The following is an 18248-nucleotide window of genomic DNA, read 5'->3' as shown; positions in this document are numbered from 1 at the left end:
TATAACTTTTGAAAGCAATACAGGGATGATCCTGATGACGTGGAACGGCAGACTCAACAAGATAGATGATAACAGATGGGAAATCCCTGCGGACTATTTTCCTGGGATGAGGACCAACGCCATCATTTATGCCAATGAATCTATGATCGAACACATCCGCAGTGATAATGCTCCTCAACAAGCTGCCAATGTCGCATGCCTTCCAGGAATAGTCGGTAGCTCGATGGCCATGCCAGATATCCATTGGGGATATGGATTCCCGATCGGAGGCGTGGCGGCTGTCAATGCAGATAGCGGCTCCATATCTCCTGGCGGCATAGGCTTCGATATAAACTGTGGCGTACGCCTCATCAAAACAGATCTCACTGTAGAGGACCTTGACGGTAAGATCAACCTCTTGGTTGACGAACTTTACAAGAACGTCCCATCTGGATTGGGTTCGAAAGGACTTACCAGGATAGGGAACAAAGAAATGGATGATATTCTACTCAACGGTTCAGAATGGGCCGTAGAGAACGGATACGGGTGGGAAAAGGACCTGGATGTCACAGAAGAAAGAGGTCACATGACAGATGCGGACTCCTCTGTGGTAAGTGATAAGGCCCGCAAAAGAGGTTTACCTCAATTGGGTTCGTTGGGTTCTGGAAACCACTTCTTGGAATTGGATGTCGTCGACAATGTATTCGATGAACGGACCGCTAAGATATTTGGACTCAAAAAAGGAACGGTCACCATAACAGTGCATTGCGGGTCCAGAGGATGCGGACATCAGATAGCCACCGATTACCTGCAGGACATGGAACAGTACATAAGAAAGAATTCCGTGGACCTGCCTGACAGACAACTTGCATGTGCACCGTTGGATTCCAAGCTCGGTGACGACTACTATAAAGCGATGTGTTGCGGAGCCAACTATGCCTGGGCAAACAGACAGATGATAACGCACTGGGCGAGGGAATCATTCGAGAATGTACTGGGTGACTCAGCCGAGAACATGGGAATGGATGTTGTATACGATGTCGCACACAACATAGCGAAAAAAGAACGCCATTCTGTCGAACAGCACAACGAAGATGTTCTCGTTCATAGAAAAGGCTCCACTCGCGCCTTCGCACCGGGAAGAAAAGAGATCACAATGAAATATCGTGATGCAGGACAGCCTGTCATTATTCCAGGGGACATGCGCGTAGGCACATACGTGCTTGTCGGAAGACAGGGCGCCATGAAAGATACCTTCGGATCCACATGTCATGGGGCAGGAAGACAGATGTCCCGTAAGACAGCGATCGAAAGCATGGACCTCAAAACGATCAGAGAGGATCTGGCCGCTAACAACATCTACCTCAGGAACGGATCTGACGAGGGACTTCTTGAAGAAGCTCCCGGAGCATACAAGGACGTCGATGAAGTGATAAAGGTCGTATGTGACGCTGGGCTCACGGGCAAAGTGGCAAAATTGACACCTATCGGGGTCGTCAAAGGCTGAGGACCTTACGGGTCGCCTTCTCCACCTTCTCAGTCAGATCGTTCGGTGTAGCTACCATCAGTTTCCATCCGAAAGGATCTCTTGCCTGAAGGCCTTTTGCTATTGGTGAGAATTTGGTTATCGACCTTACCTTTCCATTCGGATCCAATATTGTGACATCGGTCTTACCGATCTTAACCTCCGACAACATCGTGGATCTGGAAGGCATGTCGACTATGACCTCTGTGATGTCGACTCCCGCTTTGTCCGCGATCTCCATCTCCAGCTCCTTCTTGGAACGATATGAGGAATACTGAGCCAACATGGCCGCGGTCTCCTCGTCTGTATCCTCACTGTAAATTGTAAGTGCCGATTTGTAAAGTTTACGTGAGATCACCGAACGCGTAATATACGATGCCTTTCCACCGTCGGATATCGATGCATTTACTAGATCGGCATCATCCCAAGTATGGATCTCGTCGATATTCAGATTAGAACATTCAACGGCTTTTATAAGCATCATTTTGAGTATTCTCACAGTCATGTGGTAGTAAACGGCAGAATACATCAAAGAACGGGCCACCATCAACCCCTCAGCAGCAACTATCCCGCCTCTTTCCATAACTATCCTATCATTGTGGACCCTAATCGTGCTTAGCACACGTTCAATATCTATGGCCCCCCACGTAACACCAGTATAATGGGCGTCCCTCATGAGATAATCCATTTGATCTGCATCGATCGGCCCATGGATGATTTGATGCACATAATCACCTGAAGGGAAATATGACCTTTTATCGACAAACTCACCACTGGATTGAGATGCAGCATATGCGATGAGGTCACAGACCTTCTTGGGATCTATCCCTGAATCCTTAAGCACCTCGGCAATAGAACATTTACCGCCGAACAGGTCCTCGTCTCTCTCACGATATGTCCTTATCTCCCCCATTATGAGCTTTCTTGCCATATCCATGTGGTCCAGCCCTGTACTATTGAAGATCAACTCCTCCAAGGTATGCGAGAATGGAGGATGACCAACATCGTGCAGAAGCCCCGCTGCCATCACTGTACGCTTATCATCCTCTGACAGACACAAAGAATCTGCCATGCGACCAGCCAGATGATACACTCCGAGACAATGTTCGAACCTTGTATGGTTAGCACCTGGGAATACCATGTATCCCATGTCAAGTTGCTTCACATTACGAAGTCTTTGCATCTCATGCCTATCCAGTATATTGAGATAGACCCCTCCTACCTTTATGCTTCCGTGTATCGGATCGAATATGGTCTTTTGGTCTTTGGACGTGACATCAGCTCCTATGTGATAAGCGGGTCCTGTCTATCGGCATTCCATTGCCGCTTAGGATCATTATCCTATCAGAAGCCTCCATGAAGGCACCGTTTATATCCGATGCCACCTTTAAAAAATCCTTTACCATCTCTTTCTTCTGTGCATCGCCATCCGCAAAACGAGAGAAATCCATAACGACGACATTGCCTCTGTAGGTCATATCCACAAGTACCTTGAGATCACTGTACGATGTCACCTCTACCATCTTTACATGGGCATCCGTTGAGACCTTCGTCTTCACTGGATAACTGCTAAGGTCCACGAAGACCTTCTCCTTATCCTCCACCTCTTTTGCCTTCATCTCATTCCCCGGTCTTCCAAAGCTTATCGCCAACATAATTCAATGACCTTACGGCCTTACCACTTTTTCTGGCCTTTAATTCCTCGCCTGAACGCCCAGATATTCCGGTGGCCAACGGAACCAGATTCTTCACATCCCTCATCCATACGAAATCGCCAGGTTGGATAGACTCATCGGCATCCACTATTCCGGGGCCCATGCAGTCAGCGCCGTTTATTATGAATGGCACTGCACCCATATCGATTGTTACGAATTTTTTCTCTGGCCTGTATTTCATGACCCCTCTTACGGTCAAAAAGGGCTTATCTTCGTATACAATTCCAATAATATCATTTCCGACGAAGAGAAGATTGTAATCTGAACTTTCAGCCATATCTACCGGATCATCCTCGGTGAATACAGGAACATGTAATGTTTCCTCAAGTTCTTTGGAAAATACCTTGATCTCCTTTGTTCTCATCCTCTTCCTTTTACGGATCATTATGTCTGCCATTGCCCCCTCAATCATACTATGAATAAATCATACTTGCGTTAAGCTCTGAAATAATACAAAGAGAGGATTATAATACCGCAAGGACATGAAATGTCGGAGATCAATATGGGAATCAATATCGGAATTTGCGAGCTGGAGGCCGAAGGGGCCTTATGCAGGAAACTCAAGATGGAGATACACAAGGTAAAAGTAGAGAACGACAAAGGATTCGAAGACATAGTCGAATTCGACGAGTTCGTATCTCTTAAGGTGGCAAATGTGCTTTTTCCTGATTGGGAAGCTTTCATGAAAAGAAACAGACTCAATGCCGAAGCCGATGCGATCTATCTCGAAAAGATCAAAAACGCTGATGATCTGGAAATTTTAAAGAAAAATTGCCAAAGGATCAACACAGGGTGGATACCTTTGGATGGACTTGATGAAAAAAGGAAAGAAAAAGTCATCGCTGCATCCAAACCCGAAAATCGCTTGACCGGTTGGGATCTCGTCGATTTCGATGAGATGAATGAAATGTGCGCCAAATGTCCGCTTTCTTGGGACAAAGGCAGAGGGTGCATCGGAGCCTTCGGGCCAGATAACAGCATGCTTCCAAGCATAGCACAGAAACATGGCTGCCCGATCATTGCTTCCGCACCCGAATCAGCTAAAACGAAAAAGATTTTCACACCTGAAGATGCCAAAAAAATGTTGGCGGAGGCAGAGAGATTGACCGTTGTACTCCCCGACGAGGGAAAGGTCATGGTGAGGCGCTATTCTGGCCCTCTTGAAAGACTTGAAGCAGTCGCAAAGATATCCGCCTCTGAAAAATGCGGATTCTACTTCTTCTGACCGTAATAAACATGACCGGGACACCCCGGTCACCTACTTAATCATCGAGATTCAGCCCATTGATGCGAAGGATCAACCATGCCATCTCGTGCGCCATGCTCATGACCCCTTTCATGCCCATCCTGTCATCGATATATTGAGGAGAATTCAACGCTGTTAGGATTGGTGATGGATTTCCTCCTACCACGACCATCTCATTGCGAAGCATCCAGTTCACCATCTGCATGTACGCCAATGATCCGCCATCATGTGCATTGACGACCACTGCCGCACCCACTTTCCTCTTCAGGCCCATATCACCCATCTCGAGAGGCAATCCTACCCTCTCCAAGAATATTTTCATCTGCCCGGAACATGCACCATAATAACAGGGAGACGCAAGTATTATGCCGTCGGCTTTGCGCAACTGATCAACGATCTCATTCAGGCCGTCCTCAATTATACAGCGGCTGTCGCCTCTCATTTCACAGGATCTGCAATCATTGCAAGCTTCGATCTCATGTGCATAGAGCTGTATCTGCTCTACCTCTATTCCCTCTTTTTCGATCTCATCGAGGATGTCGTTGATGATGTTGCTGGTGTTGCCGACCAAGCGCGGGCTGCCATTAAGGGCTATGACCTTCATGCTGCCAGAATGAACCGGGACCGATAAAACATTATGCACGAATGTCCGCATTCATCTCTATTGCCCTGATGATATTGCCGTCATCATCCTTGAAGGATGTGCTGACTCCCCATGGTTCCCTCTTCGGGTCCTCGACGAATACTACTCCCTCGTCTATCAACCGTCTATGAAGGTCGAAAGGGTTGCTGACCCCTATGTATATCCCCGTATCCACACCTGCTCTGTCCGACCTACGGAGTATGAGTCTCGCGCCATCCCTCATCACTCCGATCTCATTATCGGAACGATAGGTCTCCTCCATACCCAGAAGATCTCTGTAGAAAGAAAGACTCTTTTCGGGATCTTTGACAGGAACCACCGCGACAAATATGTTTTGTGGCAGACCCTCTATGGTGTATGCGAAACTTCCTCCCCCAGGATCTCCTAATGGCATACCTTCCACATAGCGCTATTCCGATATAGTGGTTTTGATAGGTTTATAATGCTGGTCACTCATTTCATGTACATTAAGGGTGTAATAAATGTCGAAACCAATGCTTAGCGGAGAGGACATAGAAGAACAGACAAAACTCAGTGACAGTCTTTCCAGGATCAAACATGTAATTATCGTAATGAGCGGAAAAGGCGGTGTAGGGAAAAGCACTGTCTCATCCAATTTGGCAATGACGCTTTCAGTGGCAGGTTACCAGACCGGAATAATGGATATGGATATCACAGGACCCAATCTTCCGAAGATGTTCCATGTGGAAGATGAAAAGCTTACGGTAGAGAACCAAAAACTCATCCCGATAACAATTCCACCATCACTCAAGATCATGTCGATGGCGTTTTTGCTTCCTGATAAGGATTCAGCGGTCATGTGGAGAGGACCGGTAAAGATGAGTGCTGTCAAACAATTCATCGAAGACGTGAATTGGGGAGATCTGGATTACCTCGTGATCGACATGCCTCCTGGAACTGGTGACGAAGCCTTGTCGATCGTACAGCTCATCCCCAAAGCAGACGGTATTGTCATAGTTACAACACCTCAGGATGTCGCATTGCTTGACAGCAGGAAATCAGTTACTTTCGCTACACAGACTAAGATCCCGATAATAGGACTCATCGAGAATATGAGTGGCTTTGTATGTCCTCATTGCGGGGAGATCACGGATATCTTCAAGTCTGGCGGAGGGGAAGCCACCGCCAAAGACATGAACATACAGTTCCTTGGACGCGTCCCGATTGAACCTGCCATCGTACTGTCTGGAGATTCCGGAATGCCTATTGTGATATCTAATCCAGAATCAGAATCCGCAAAAGCATTCAATAAGATAGCGAACAAGATCATTGAAACGGTAGAACAAAAATGAAAATAGGTGTAATATCAGAGGGCGAAACGCTAGATTCATTTGTGGCCGAAGATTTCGGCCACGCACCCTTCTTCCTTATTGTCGACTCGGATACATTGGATTATCAGGTCGTTAAAAACGAATATGCCCGCTCGGACGGAGCGGGTATGCTGGTCGCCAAAGCCATAGTCGAACTTAAGGTGGATGCATTGATAACTGGTGGCATAGGAAACCATGGCCTGGATATACTGAACAAGGCAAACATATTCGTATCCTATGATGAAGAAGGTACGGTCGAAGACTGTGTTACTGACTTCATCAAAAGATATGAAAGGATGAAAGGGTTTGAAAAAAAGGGATCAGACTGATCTCTTATCGCCCCATATTATCTTATGGAGCTGGGGCAGAACCCTGACATCTAGTTTTCTCATGACGACCTCATCCGCTATAGGCTGAAGGTCCATCCCACCAACTGGACTGAAAATAACGTTCGTGTCCACTGGATGCTCCTCTAAGAATCTGACAGCATAATAGAAATCCTTCTTATCTGCTATCACGAACTTCAACTGGTCCTTCTTTGTGAGGATCCTGAGATTTGACAGACACATCTTCTTCTCCATTCCGGAGGATGGGCATTTTATATCCATACTTATCAGGATATCCGAACTGTCAGGAACATTTGATAGGTCCACTGACCCGTTGGTCTCAAGGACCGTGTATTTACCCTCATCAACAAGCCTATTCAATAATTCAGGCATGTCCTTCTGAAGAAGAGGCTCTCCTCCGGTGATGCAAACGTTCTTCGCATCGCCGATGATCTCCATGATGTCATCGACATCCGCTTCCATACCAGGCTCCTCCTGCGCATAAGTGGTATCACACCACTTACAACGGAGATTGCAACCTGCCGTTCTGATAAAATATGTAGGGACGCCTATCATCATCCCTTCTCCCTGCAGAGATCTGAAATACTCACAGACTTTCATATCAATCACCTGTATTCAATCTCATCTTTATAACCTGCTTCTTCGAATCCCTTGAGTCTAAGTCTGCACGAATCACAATGACCACAAGCCTTATCCTCACCGTTATAACAGGACCATGTAAGGTCAAGAGGTGCATTTAATTTCTTTCCAAGCCTGACGATATCGGCCTTCGAACTTCTCAATATCGGCGTTATTATCTTTACAGGATGTCCTTCCACGCCTGTCTTCGTTCCCGCGGCCAACATCTTCTCGTATGCCTCAAAGAACTCAGGACGACAGTCTGGATAACCAGAATAATCCACCGCGTTAGCACCGATGTATATCCTATCTGCATCTATCGATTCGCAAAGACCGGCAGCTATACTGAGGAACACTATGTTACGCGCCGGTACATATGTCACCGGTATCTCGTTGGACAACTCCCCTGAACGATCCATCGGTACGTCAATATCCTTTCTTGTAAGTGCTGAACGGAAAGAACTGAGATTGAGATCGATGACCACATGCTTGACATTATAGTGATCGCACACATTTTTGGCAGATGTCAACTCCTTTGTATGTCTCTGGCCGTATCTGAAACTGATGGCCGTGACCTCATACCCATCTGCAATGGCCTGCGCGAGTGTGGTCGTAGAATCCAATCCGCCTGAGAGAAGGACGACCGCTTTCATCATAACACCTTCGTGGACCATGCGGTCTGTCCACGCTCCTCGTCCAATCCGATAGATATACTCTTCACATTGCTAGGTATCTTTACCTCTCTTGCCATCCTTTCGGTCATGAGTATTGCCATCTCCTCTGCTGTCGTCGTAGGGACATCGAGTATGACCACATCCTCAGAGGGGAACACATACTTTTTCCCACAACATGAGACTTCTACTGAATCTCCGTTCATAGTGATCTTAGCATCTTTTGATCTTCCAGGAAGAAGGACATGATGATCGAATTCGTCGATCATCTCCTTAAGTTTCTTCTTCAAGACCACGAAGTCCATGATCATTCCTTCTTCCCCCACTTCTCCTTCCAGACGAAGACGCACGATGTAACCGTGTCCGTGTAATCTCGAACATTTCTCATGCCTGGGGATAAAATGACATGATGAGAATCTGATACCTGAATACCCGCCGTCGATCTCTAGTATCATCAATATTCCCCCTTGAGTCTCATTGCCAACTGTATGGAATCAGTATAATCTGTCTTTTCCCTTGAGGTATCAATGAACACTTTATCGATATTTATGACCGGAGCGCCGAGGGCCTTGGCCTCACCTACAAAGTGAAGTACTCTGAATATGATATTCCCAGTTATCCCATCAGGCGCGATTATCAGATCGGCCTCCTCCAGAGCATCCTCTATCAGGATCTGCGCATTGTATGCATCATAACCTTTTTTTCAAAAGTTGCACAAGTTCATTGGCATTTTGGATCGTCTTATCCACGGCTGGACATCTGCCGAGGTCCTCGTTTCTTCCGCCAGACATGACAGCCACTTTCTGACCTGCGCCTAACTTATTCATAAGTTTAAGCGACTTTTCGACCATTTCATATTTTTGTTTAACGGTCCACCCTTCATCAATACCAACGGGCGCCATAAAGACCAATTTGCTCATCCTTGGCTCCAATAGAACGATCCTTTCTAAATTATCTACACCCATGGCTGATTTGAGTATTGGCAAAAGTTTAGAAGACGACATATCCCCACGGACCGCAGCATCTATCTTGCCAGATAACAAATCATCCACAAGTGCCTTTGGATCGTCATAGATGATCGCTCTATCTTTACCAATTGTGTGTACGCTTCTCTCTACATTCCCTTTCTCTGTCCCGCGACCGATGCCGACACGAACCTTTGGAAGATCTCCCTCAAGAAGAGATTGCGATGTGAACATGAAATATGCTAATCCCTCACTTGTATTAAGGATTTGCACAAATCCTCATATTGAGTCGAATCTATAATCGTCCCAATCACGCAATCCGAGTACATGATCAATCTCGGTCACGGTAAGCATGGGATGTTGGTACCGTACAGAATCGTCCATTGCTATACGAGGACATCCTGTACACACATATGCATCTGCTTTGAAAGGAAGCAACGAATTAGGTGTTATCTCATCCATGATCACAATATGTGCATTCCTGCCGTTGTTCCTTAACTTTGAACATATGATCTGAGCTGTGGACATGCGATTCTGACCTACTTTTCCACACACAATAACGAGAAAATCCTTCGCTGACTTGGCATTTTCAATGGATGCGAACCTCTTCCTTAATATCCGATCACGGGTATCGACGACGTCCCTTAGTTCTCCGGTGACAGGATTTAGTACAAATAGGGATTTTTTCACACCGAATGCTGTCGCGAGCGGATGGAAATCCCCCTCGCCTATGAACAGGAACCCATCTACCTCGTCCTGCACGGAAATAGCTGAACTGCAATTGCATCCAAGTACCTGACCAGGATGACATATTCTTGTGTCACCCATGCCGATGGTCGCGATTCTACCAGAAGTTTCCAAAACAGATTTGACCTTCGGCAGCATCTCTACATATTGTACTGTGGCCAGCAGACCTATCCTCTGCGGAAGTTCGCTCAACACTGCATTCAACTTCGGAACAATGTCTATGGATGTGTGGACCTCAACATACATCACATTGGGGTCTTCACCCATAGAAGGTATCGGAGAATGACCGAAATGTATCAATGCCTCAGCATATTTTCTATAATCTACAAAAAGATCGCATGCACCGTAACATGGATAACCTAAAATGAAAACAGATGCACCTGTCTCGCGAGTTATGATATCAGAAATATCAATTGCCTTGGACTTAAGCCCCTCTGGCAACTGGAGAGCGACGGAGGAGAACCCCCCGCCGCAAACCCAATCAACAATTCTCCCTATTTCTAGGTCGAACATGTCTATCTATCAGTTTATGAGTTCCTGTCCCTTTTCTACTACTACGTAGCATGGGGAGGGGAATTTCATCGATGCTCTCCAAAGAGCATCCTTTGCAACACTGACCTTGTCTACCGGGACCTTTACTGTAAGGATCGCCTGATTGCGTTCAAGCCTCGCTGCAGTTCCAACCGTCTTTCCGAAAGCGCGACGCATTCCACTCGACACACGGTCTGCTCCTGCACCAGTAGCAAGCTTGTTCTCTCTGAGAACCATGTGGGGATACGCCCTTACCATAAGGTGATAGCTCTGAGTTCCCGCGTCTTTGGACAAGACCCTGTTAGCGGCGATACGGCCTGCTTCAAGGGATGTGTGTCTCACCTGGACGCGATTCTTCACTTTAAGTGTGAGAACTACGGGGAAATCTGCCTGAAGGTTACCCATATCATACTGGCTGACCCTGCTTGCAGGGACTCCTCCCATATATTCGCGGCGTGTGTACGCCTGTCCTGTGATTCTTCTATACATCGATGCGGGCTTTCTTACCATCTTTACCACCTGTGTGCGGGCTTAATGAATGCGACAATCCCAAATTCATATTTAAAGACTGTTACTTGGCCGATTCATGACCATCCACGACGAGACATACATCAGATATAAGGATTTCCCTAGTTTAGACTAATAACAATAATATAATGCGAAGAAAATGTTCCACTAGGGGATGCTGACGAACACACCAAGTTTCAAGGTCATATCGAATAAAGAAGGCGACGACATACCTGTATCGGTAGCAGGGAGCATAATGATGGACATCCAGTCGTTGATTGTCCATATAGGGGCACAGATCATCGAGAAGGACATGATGACCGTATACACTGTTCCTAAGGAGTACCTCAACAGGTTCATCCTTCACATCACAGAAGTGGACGGAAGGAGCATGACGCTTTCTACAGAGGCGGCGGACAGGTTCACCGGTACACTGATGGATGACACGGTGAAGGTCATGACACTTATGATGAACATGTCAGAAAGCAATAGTCTATCGGATATGATAGAGACTACTTTCCCTGACCCAAAATACAAATCCTGGGTCATAGGGGACCTCAGTTCACTTTCACGTGATGTTGTGGGATATTCGATCCAATACGCCGCAACAGATGTATCAGGTATATTCAAAGGAGCTTCAAAGGAAGTCATATCGGAATGGTCATGTCCTCTTCCACAGGACCACTTGGGAATGGCCGTGGGCCTACTATACAAAGACCCATTAGGAAGAACATGCTTTGCATGCGACGAAGGTGATGTTAACCTCAATTTCAATGATGAGGAGATGAGGACAACCGCACTCGGACTGTGTGACTGTGGGCCCTGCGCTGTGAAAGGACACATGACGTTCGCAAGAAACGGGAACCTCATAGGTATCGATGAGATCATATCTGTAGAAAAGATACCCAGCATCACATTCAGTAGGATAATATCAAAGGACAGGGATGTGAAACTTTCAAATCCCGTAACAGCAGACATATCACATATGCCAGGATCTAAAATATGGACATTCACGAACTCGAAATTAGATGTCTCTGTTTCAGGTAATGGTTGGGATGATACCATCCGCATCTTCCATGAAAAATTCATGGAACGTCTGGATGAATATGAAGCAGGAAAATCGATCGCAGGATGCAAATACATAAAAGTTCTGGCACCGCAGTTGCATAGATGATCGCATGCCTAATGCGTGGTAAACATTTATATCTCAGCGTCCTGTCAGTGAAAGAGGCATAACATGTCTAAAAGGCACCTTCCAAAGAACGCTGCGGCCCAGATAGGCAACGAAAGGATCGGGATACTGGTCAAGTTGGCCGATAAAGCAGTTAGAGAAGGAAATGATGACCGGGCAACCAGGTATGTCACATTAGCTAAACGGATAGGAATGAAGACCAGGACAGATGTCCCCTCAGATTTCAAATACTGTAAAGAATGTTCATTACCAATGATACCGGGCATCAATTGCACAGTGAGACTTACTGAACATAAGATCGTATCAACATGTGCCAAATGTGGAACGATCAAACGTATGCCATACCTCAGGGAGCAGATTAAATGACGGAAAAAGAAGCAAAAAAGGAGATAATGAGACGTGCTGTAGAACTCAAACCTACCGTACACGTCGGAAAAGAAGGAATTGATCAAGGAGTCAAAGACGAGATAACGGCCCAGCTGAAGAGCCGCCGTATCATTAAGGTCAGGATCCTAGACAATGCTGAAAAAGAAGCGGATGAGACCGCTCAGACCATCGCAGACTCCACGGATTCCGTCGTCGTGGATGTTCGCGGAAATGTCATTATTTTCACGGACAAAAGAACGTGGAGCTCCCTGTGCCAAAAGAAATTCTAAGGTGTTTGGATGTTGGATGTAAACATAATCAGATCAAATCCCGATATGATCAGGACAATGATCCTCAACAGAAACAGATCCACGGATGTACTCGATAAATTCCTGGAAACAGACTCCGAATGGAGAGCACTTACACAAACAAACAATGATCTGAGAAAGACCAGAAATGAAGAATCACTTAAGATCTCTAAACTCCCCAAAGGAAAAGAGAAAGATGATATCATTGATAAGATGCGCGAAGTAGGAGATCAGATCAAAGCCAACGATGATAGGATGGTAGTCTTGGAAGAGATACGCAACGACTGTGTACTCAACATCCCAAATATCCCTCATGAATCAGTACCTTTCGGTAAAGACAGCAACGACAATGTGGTAGTCTACGAATGGGGAAAAATGAGACACTTTGATTTCAAACCCAAGGAGCATTTTGAGATCGCAGAAGATCTCGATATCATCGATTTCGACAGAGCCGTAAAAGTCGCAGGAAGCGGATTTTACTGCTTGAAGGGAGATGGAGCCCGTCTTGAACGCGCACTCATCTCCTATTTCCTCGATACACATCACGATCAGGGATACACAGAAGTGTTTCCCCCTGTGGTCGTGAACAAAGAGGCGCTCATAGGTACTGGACAATATCCGAATCTGAAAGACGATATGTATCACCTTGAGAAGGACGATTTGTTCTTGAATCCGACCGCAGAGGTACCTGTGACCAATTTGTTCCAGGATGAGATCCTCAATAAAGAGGACCTCCCGATAAAATACACTGCATACCTCCCATCGTTCAGAAGAGAGGTCGGAAAACATGCTGATACGAAAGGTATCATCCGTGTACATGAATTCAACAAAGTGGAAATGGTACGCTTCGTAGTACCCGAGACCTCATGGGCAGCCCTCGAGGAACTAAGGAATGATGCTGAAGACCTTATCAAGGGACTTAATCTACCATACCGGGTACTGTTACTATGCACTGGAGATATGAGCTTCTCTTGTGCAAAATGTTACGATCTGGAACTTTATGCCCCTGGAAAAGATGCTTGGTTAGAGGCCTCATCTTGTTCCAATTTCACAGACTTCCAAGCACGCAGGGCCAGGATAAAGTACAGGCCTGAACCGCACCTCAAAAGTGAATTCATTAATACTCTCAATGGTTCCGGACTTGCTCTACCCAGAACAATGGTCGCTGTACTTGAGAATTATCAAAATAAGGACGGTTCCGTGACAATTCCTGATGTTCTTAGACCTTACATGAAGGGACAAGAAGTCATCTCAAAGAGAAAATGATCAGATATCCATCCGATCGAAACTCTTTAACAAACCATTTGCATCTATTCCTTTACCGCTTTTTTCAAGTTTTTTCCTTATTTCCTTCTCCCCTTCCCTAAGTGTCTTAGACGAAATACCATAACGGATCGAAATGTGCGCTTCCATAAAAGCGGCCATACGATCGCATGTCTTGAGGTCCCTTCCTCTACGTATACCATATACTGGATCATCTAAATCTGTGAATGGATCGTACACCATCATCCTTAGCTCATCCCTCCAAGATTCCGGGATCAAAGGCATTATCTTTGATTCGATGAGCTCATGCTCATAACTCTCCAAAAGATCTGGAAGACCGTCCACACTGGTCTTAACAGGTGTTATTACGTCTTTCGTCAAGACCTCTGGAAGGTCATGGAATAATGCTGTATGGAAATCAAAATATTTCTGTTTATTACTTACTTTTTTATCATAATCGCTCAGAAATATCATATTGGCCACAATAAGAGAATGCCCTAAAACGGTTGTCTGAGGTATCCTGGGCGTCCTAGCCCACCTCTGTTGAAACCTTAACTGCCCGATAAGATCCACTATATTGAATGTGCTCCTATCGATCATCAATTTCTTTACACCAGCAAGATCCATATGTTGAAAGATCTGCTCGTCTATCTCAACCCGTGTCTGGTCTATTCCATACATGGACTGGTTCGCTGGATATATCATATTGAATTCCCATCTTGTGGCCAAATAATGGGCAGCACGGGATATAGCATCCTCTTTGGATGTTTTTTTAGAATGCAGATAGTCTTCCAACTCATTCCTGAAGTTTTCTGGCGCATCCGGAACCTTACGATTGAACTCCTTCAATATGTAATCATTTACTTGACCTGATTTCTCTGATTCCATACGATGATATAATTGAGGCTTCAGATCGGTCAGCACTAATCTGGAAATGAAAGAATAAAGGTTTCCAGAGATCAATTTCTCCCAATCTAGTTCATGTCCCGCATCCTCTTCATACTTCCCTAGGATCCATGCTATGGAGGCCTTATGCGCCTGTTTATCAAGTTCTGTGAGATCGATCGTCCTCATGTGATCGTTCCACCTGTGCATATTCACAGCCTCGAACATGTAATAGAGCATTTCTGCGTTCAATGCCTTCTGATTGGCCATTATCTCCCCTCACTTCTTTGAATCGACATTATCATCAAAGAGTTCATTGACATTTATCTCATCTGGAATTGTCTTCTTCTCTGCCTCATCGATATCGAGTATGTATGTGCCCTCACTGTCATTGCACTTGGCAACGGCCTCTTCCACATTTTTATATCTGACCAATTCCGATATCTCGTCTCTGACGGTAATACCTTCAAGATATCCGAATGCAGAACCCAATACAACAAAGAACAGACCCATTAAAAATGCAGATAATCCGACGAATGTCCCCGTATGGAACAATAGACCTACGTAGGACATCGCACCGAATATCACGAACACCAATCCGATGATATCGAAAAGTAGCCAGGCTTTTCTGTTGATCTGAACCATGAAATCGAGAATACAATCCAGGATTAATAATATGGCGTATTTCCAAAATACGAACCCAACGAATATAACAAAGATTGACAATTACGTCTTATGAAAGTATCAAAGAGGTTAGACAGCATCCCAATGTCAGGCATCAGGAAGATGTTCGATCTCGCAGGTCCCAATTCTATCAATCTGGGACTTGGTGAACCTGATCTGGATCCGCCCATGGAGGCCATCGAAGGAATGTATCAGGCGTCACTGAATCACAAGAACAAATACGGTCCAACTGCAGGAATCCCCGAACTAAGGGATGCGGTGGCCAAAAGGTTCTCCAAATATGGAAATATCAACGGTGGCAATATCATGATCACCCCGAGTGGGTCCACTGCACTTTTAGAGATATCACAATCGTTCATTGACCCTGGTGATGAGGTCCTTGTACCTAGTCCGGGTTTCGTAATATACGGACCTCATGCCGTCCTTTCAGGAGGATCCTATAAAGAATATAAGCTCACAGAAGGAGACTTCCAACCTGATACCGAAAATATCCAGTCACTTATAACTAAGAAGACAAAGATGATGATCGTTAACACTCCCAGTAATCCCACCGGAGGTGTGATCACCAAAAAGACAAAAAAGGCGCTACTGGACATTGCAGAAGACAATAACATCTACATACTCGCGGATGAAGTATACGAACCATTCGTCTATGAAGGCGAGCATGTGTCCTTCATGGACCGTTTGGACAGAGCAATAATCGCAAGCGGTTTCTCTAAAATGATGGCGGTCACAGGATGGAGACTCGGATTCATTTGTGCCGACACAGAGGATATGGACGCCCTCATAAAGATGCAATATCATGTATGTGCGAATCCAAATATGCCATCACAGTATGGTGTACTTGCTGCAATGCCGAATATAGAACCTTATCTGGAAAAATCCAAAAGCATATATAAAAAGAGAAGAGACCTCATAACTAAACGCATAAACGAGATAGACGGAATGAATATGATACCTCCTAAAGGGGCATTCTATGCATTCCCTACCTATGACCTCGATATGAGATCTGCAGAACTTGCTGCAGAACTAGTAAAGAACGGCCTTATATGCACACCTGGCTCCGCGTTCGGAATATATGGGGAAGGCCACCTCAGATTCTCCTATGCAACCAGCGAGGAAAAGATCAATGCAGGAATGGATATTCTTGAAAATACAATGAAAAAACTTAAGAGATGATGAATATGGATTACAACGACCCCAATGCCAGCCTTTTCGGATATGATGAAGAGGAAAAGAGTGAAGAAGACAAAGCATACGAACAGATGTATGAGAAGAATCCCGTCCGGGTCGATGCTCTTGGAGATCTGATGTATGAAGAGATCACCAATATCATTGAAAATCAAGAAGGCCTTGACGAAGATACAAAACGTCAGATGCTTTTCAAAATGACCGCCAACAGCGTCCTGGACATGATGATGGATGCCATACCTTCCGAAATAGCGATGGAGATGTCATATTCGTTCGATATGCTACTTGGAGTTGCGCTAACCAACAGAAAATACAATGTAGACCTTTTCAAGGAACATGAGAAGGCACTCGCAACGGTCCAACCTTCCAAATTCAACTCTGAAAATGATTATCAATCCGCTCTTAAAGATTTCGAAGAAAGATGGTGGGACATACCTCAGCCAATATTGGAAAAAAGAACACCTAATGATGCAATCAGAGAATTACTGGACCGCTACGGACTGTCTGACTGATGATCGAGACCGTTGTTTCCGCCCCAAGTAAATTCGTGATCCTTGGCGAACACGCTGTGGTATATGGAAAACCGGCGATATCGCTGGCGATCGATAAGCGTTTTACCGTTAAAGTGCATGCCGACAGAGAATTCAAGATCAATGGTGAAACTGCTGATATTAATGCCAATCCTCACATTAAGCATATACTGATGAAATACGACTCTGCTCCCGTATCAGTATACATGGACAGCAAGATCCCACCTGGGTCTGGTCTTGGGTCTTCTGCGGCCCTTTCTGTGGCCTTCGCTGCAGCAATGCGTCAGCTTCATAGGAAGAGAATAGATCCGGAAGGAGTGGCCAAAGAGGCATTCGAAGCAGAATATTATGCACAAGGAAGAGGAAGCCCCATGGATACCTCCACTTCCACTCATGGATATGGAATTGCATTAAATGTGCCTAATGCCAAAAAACACCTTTGGACCATTGAAAAGAACGGAAACAAATGGGAGATCTCGGATATCGATATACCACAGATGACATTTGTGATCGGCTATACCGGAATACGCGCACCCACGGGACCTCTTGTTGAAAAAGTAAGAAAATACAGAGAAAATAACAAATTTGCATCAGATATCGTGGATGAGATCGGAAATATCACACTTGAAGGTATGAATGCAATAAACAGGAACGACAGGACGCGTCTGGGAGAATTGATGACATATGATCATAAACTTCTGTCCATATTAGGTGTATCCTGTAACGAACTGAACAAATTGGTTGATGCAACACTACCGTATTCCTATGGTGCAAAACTGACTGGATCCGGAGGAGGGGGTTGTATGGTCGCCCTTACTGATAAACCTGATAAGGTTGCAGATGCCATCCTCTCCAGAGGCGGTATGCCATTCATAGTATCCACGAGAGTAGAAGGCGTAAAAGTGACCAGATAAAGGATTGCAAATCAATTATTATCAATTAAACTATAACTTGCAGACCAAAGGTCACACCTATACACCAATTTGAATTGAAAAACAAAATAT

The 18248-nt window shown here is 45.3% G+C and carries 24 protein-coding genes; 11 read left to right on the top strand and 13 right to left on the bottom strand.

What is annotated here, in order from left to right; translation table 11 throughout:
* The first annotated feature begins 34 nt into the window (after positions 1-34).
* A complete protein-coding gene (locus KRP56_02035) occupies positions 35-1486 on the top strand; it encodes an RtcB family protein (protein UAL08053.1) in 1452 nt (483 codons plus the stop codon).
* Here KRP56_02035 and KRP56_02030 read toward each other — a convergent pair.
* The 3 genes from KRP56_02030 to KRP56_02020 all read right to left on the bottom strand — a co-directional run bounded on the left by KRP56_02030 (position 1476) and on the right by KRP56_02020 (position 3616).
* A complete protein-coding gene (locus KRP56_02030) occupies positions 1476-2687 on the bottom strand; it encodes an HD domain-containing protein (protein UAL08052.1) in 1212 nt (403 codons plus the stop codon). The two genes, KRP56_02035 and KRP56_02030, sit on opposite strands and share 11 nt — an antisense overlap.
* A 94-nt stretch (positions 2688-2781) precedes the next feature.
* Positions 2782-3123 (bottom strand): cell division protein SepF, encoded by a 342-nt coding sequence (locus KRP56_02025; GenBank protein ID UAL08051.1) that lies wholly within the window; start codon positions 3121-3123, stop codon positions 2782-2784.
* Position 3124: 1 nt separating this feature from the next.
* Positions 3125-3616 (bottom strand): RNA-binding protein, encoded by a 492-nt coding sequence (locus tag KRP56_02020; protein ID UAL08050.1) that lies wholly within the window; start codon positions 3614-3616, stop codon positions 3125-3127.
* 105 nt (positions 3617-3721) lie between these two features.
* Between KRP56_02020 and KRP56_02015 the strand changes: the two genes are divergently transcribed.
* A complete protein-coding gene (locus KRP56_02015) occupies positions 3722-4444 on the top strand; it encodes a hypothetical protein (GenBank protein ID UAL08049.1) in 723 nt (240 codons plus the stop codon).
* Between the two features lie 37 nt (positions 4445-4481).
* Here KRP56_02015 and KRP56_02010 read toward each other — a convergent pair whose 3' ends face one another.
* Both KRP56_02010 and KRP56_02005 read right to left on the bottom strand, forming a co-directional pair.
* A complete protein-coding gene (locus KRP56_02010) occupies positions 4482-5069 on the bottom strand; it encodes a flavodoxin family protein (GenBank protein UAL08048.1) in 588 nt (195 codons plus the stop codon).
* 31 nt (positions 5070-5100) lie between these two features.
* Positions 5101-5502, bottom strand: coding sequence for a VOC family protein (locus KRP56_02005; protein ID UAL08047.1), 402 nt, complete (start codon positions 5500-5502; stop codon positions 5101-5103).
* Between the two features lie 88 nt (positions 5503-5590).
* Here KRP56_02005 and KRP56_02000 point away from each other — a divergent pair, with 88 nt between their 5' ends.
* Both KRP56_02000 and KRP56_01995 read left to right on the top strand, forming a co-directional pair.
* Entirely contained in the window at positions 5591-6421 is an 831-nt protein-coding gene (locus KRP56_02000; protein UAL08046.1) for an Mrp/NBP35 family ATP-binding protein, read from the top strand.
* Positions 6418-6768 carry a NifB/NifX family molybdenum-iron cluster-binding protein gene (locus KRP56_01995; GenBank protein UAL08045.1) on the top strand — a complete coding sequence of 117 codons (351 nt, stop codon included), beginning with the start codon at positions 6418-6420 and terminating at the stop codon, positions 6766-6768. The genes KRP56_02000 and KRP56_01995 overlap by 4 nt, the downstream gene beginning before the upstream one ends.
* Here the strand turns inward: KRP56_01995 and KRP56_01990 are convergent.
* The 6 genes from KRP56_01990 to rplJ form a co-directional block, all read right to left on the bottom strand.
* On the bottom strand, positions 6760-7386 hold the full coding sequence (locus tag KRP56_01990; GenBank protein ID UAL08044.1) for a radical SAM protein: 627 nt from the start codon (positions 7384-7386) through the stop codon (positions 6760-6762). The genes KRP56_01995 and KRP56_01990 overlap by 9 nt on opposite strands.
* A gap of 5 nt (positions 7387-7391) precedes the next feature.
* Positions 7392-8078, bottom strand: a complete 687-nt coding sequence (queC, locus tag KRP56_01985; protein ID UAL08043.1) for a 7-cyano-7-deazaguanine synthase QueC — start codon at positions 8076-8078, stop codon at positions 7392-7394.
* Entirely contained in the window at positions 8057-8533 is a 477-nt protein-coding gene (locus KRP56_01980; GenBank protein UAL08042.1) for a 6-pyruvoyl tetrahydropterin synthase family protein, read from the bottom strand. The genes queC and KRP56_01980 overlap by 22 nt, the downstream gene beginning before the upstream one ends.
* A gap of 231 nt (positions 8534-8764) precedes the next feature.
* A complete protein-coding gene (locus KRP56_01975; GenBank protein ID UAL08041.1) occupies positions 8765-9274 on the bottom strand; it encodes a hypothetical protein in 510 nt (169 codons plus the stop codon).
* 45 nt (positions 9275-9319) lie between these two features.
* On the bottom strand, positions 9320-10300 hold the full coding sequence (dph2, locus tag KRP56_01970) for a diphthamide biosynthesis enzyme Dph2 (protein UAL08040.1): 981 nt from the start codon (positions 10298-10300) through the stop codon (positions 9320-9322).
* Between the two features lie 9 nt (positions 10301-10309).
* Positions 10310-10828: a 50S ribosomal protein L16 gene (gene rplJ / locus KRP56_01965; GenBank protein UAL08039.1), complete on the bottom strand. Its 519-nt coding sequence runs from the start codon at positions 10826-10828 to the stop codon at positions 10310-10312.
* A 172-nt stretch (positions 10829-11000) separates the two neighbouring features.
* Between rplJ and KRP56_01960 the strand changes: the two genes are divergently transcribed.
* The 4 genes from KRP56_01960 (at position 11001) to serS (ending at position 13957) form a co-directional block, all read left to right on the top strand.
* Positions 11001-11999 carry a hypothetical protein gene (locus KRP56_01960; GenBank protein ID UAL08038.1) on the top strand — a complete coding sequence of 333 codons (999 nt, stop codon included), beginning with the start codon at positions 11001-11003 and terminating at the stop codon, positions 11997-11999.
* 63 nt (positions 12000-12062) lie between these two features.
* Positions 12063-12383 carry a ribonuclease P protein component 4 gene (locus tag KRP56_01955; protein UAL08037.1) on the top strand — a complete coding sequence of 107 codons (321 nt, stop codon included), beginning with the start codon at positions 12063-12065 and terminating at the stop codon, positions 12381-12383.
* Positions 12380-12673: a YhbY family RNA-binding protein gene (locus KRP56_01950; protein ID UAL08036.1), complete on the top strand. Its 294-nt coding sequence runs from the start codon at positions 12380-12382 to the stop codon at positions 12671-12673. Before KRP56_01955 ends, KRP56_01950 begins: the two co-directional genes overlap by 4 nt.
* Positions 12674-12682: 9 nt before the next feature.
* Entirely contained in the window at positions 12683-13957 is a 1275-nt protein-coding gene (gene serS, locus KRP56_01945) for a serine--tRNA ligase (protein ID UAL08035.1), read from the top strand.
* Here serS and KRP56_01940 read toward each other — a convergent pair whose 3' ends face one another.
* Complete coding sequence (locus KRP56_01940) at positions 13958-15109, bottom strand: HD domain-containing protein (GenBank protein UAL08034.1); 1152 nt, start codon at positions 15107-15109, stop codon at positions 13958-13960.
* 9 nt (positions 15110-15118) lie between these two features.
* Complete coding sequence (locus KRP56_01935; protein ID UAL08033.1) at positions 15119-15484, bottom strand: hypothetical protein; 366 nt, start codon at positions 15482-15484, stop codon at positions 15119-15121.
* Positions 15485-15574: 90 nt separating this feature from the next.
* Between KRP56_01935 and KRP56_01930 the strand changes: the two genes are divergently transcribed.
* From KRP56_01930 to mvk, 3 genes are read left to right on the top strand one after another with little or no spacing between them, the layout of a single operon-like run.
* Positions 15575-16702 carry a pyridoxal phosphate-dependent aminotransferase gene (locus tag KRP56_01930; GenBank protein UAL08032.1) on the top strand — a complete coding sequence of 376 codons (1128 nt, stop codon included), beginning with the start codon at positions 15575-15577 and terminating at the stop codon, positions 16700-16702.
* A 5-nt stretch (positions 16703-16707) separates the two neighbouring features.
* Complete coding sequence (locus KRP56_01925; protein UAL08031.1) at positions 16708-17226, top strand: hypothetical protein; 519 nt, start codon at positions 16708-16710, stop codon at positions 17224-17226.
* Entirely contained in the window at positions 17226-18158 is a 933-nt protein-coding gene (mvk, locus tag KRP56_01920; GenBank protein ID UAL08030.1) for a mevalonate kinase, read from the top strand. Before KRP56_01925 ends, mvk begins: the two co-directional genes overlap by 1 nt.
* Positions 18159-18248 lie beyond the last annotated feature (90 nt).

Source organism: Candidatus Methanogranum gryphiswaldense (assembly GCA_019262145.1).
Classification (GTDB): domain Archaea; phylum Thermoplasmatota; class Thermoplasmata; order Methanomassiliicoccales; family Methanomethylophilaceae; genus Methanogranum; species Methanogranum gryphiswaldense.
This window is presented reverse-complemented; position numbering and strand designations above follow the sequence as displayed.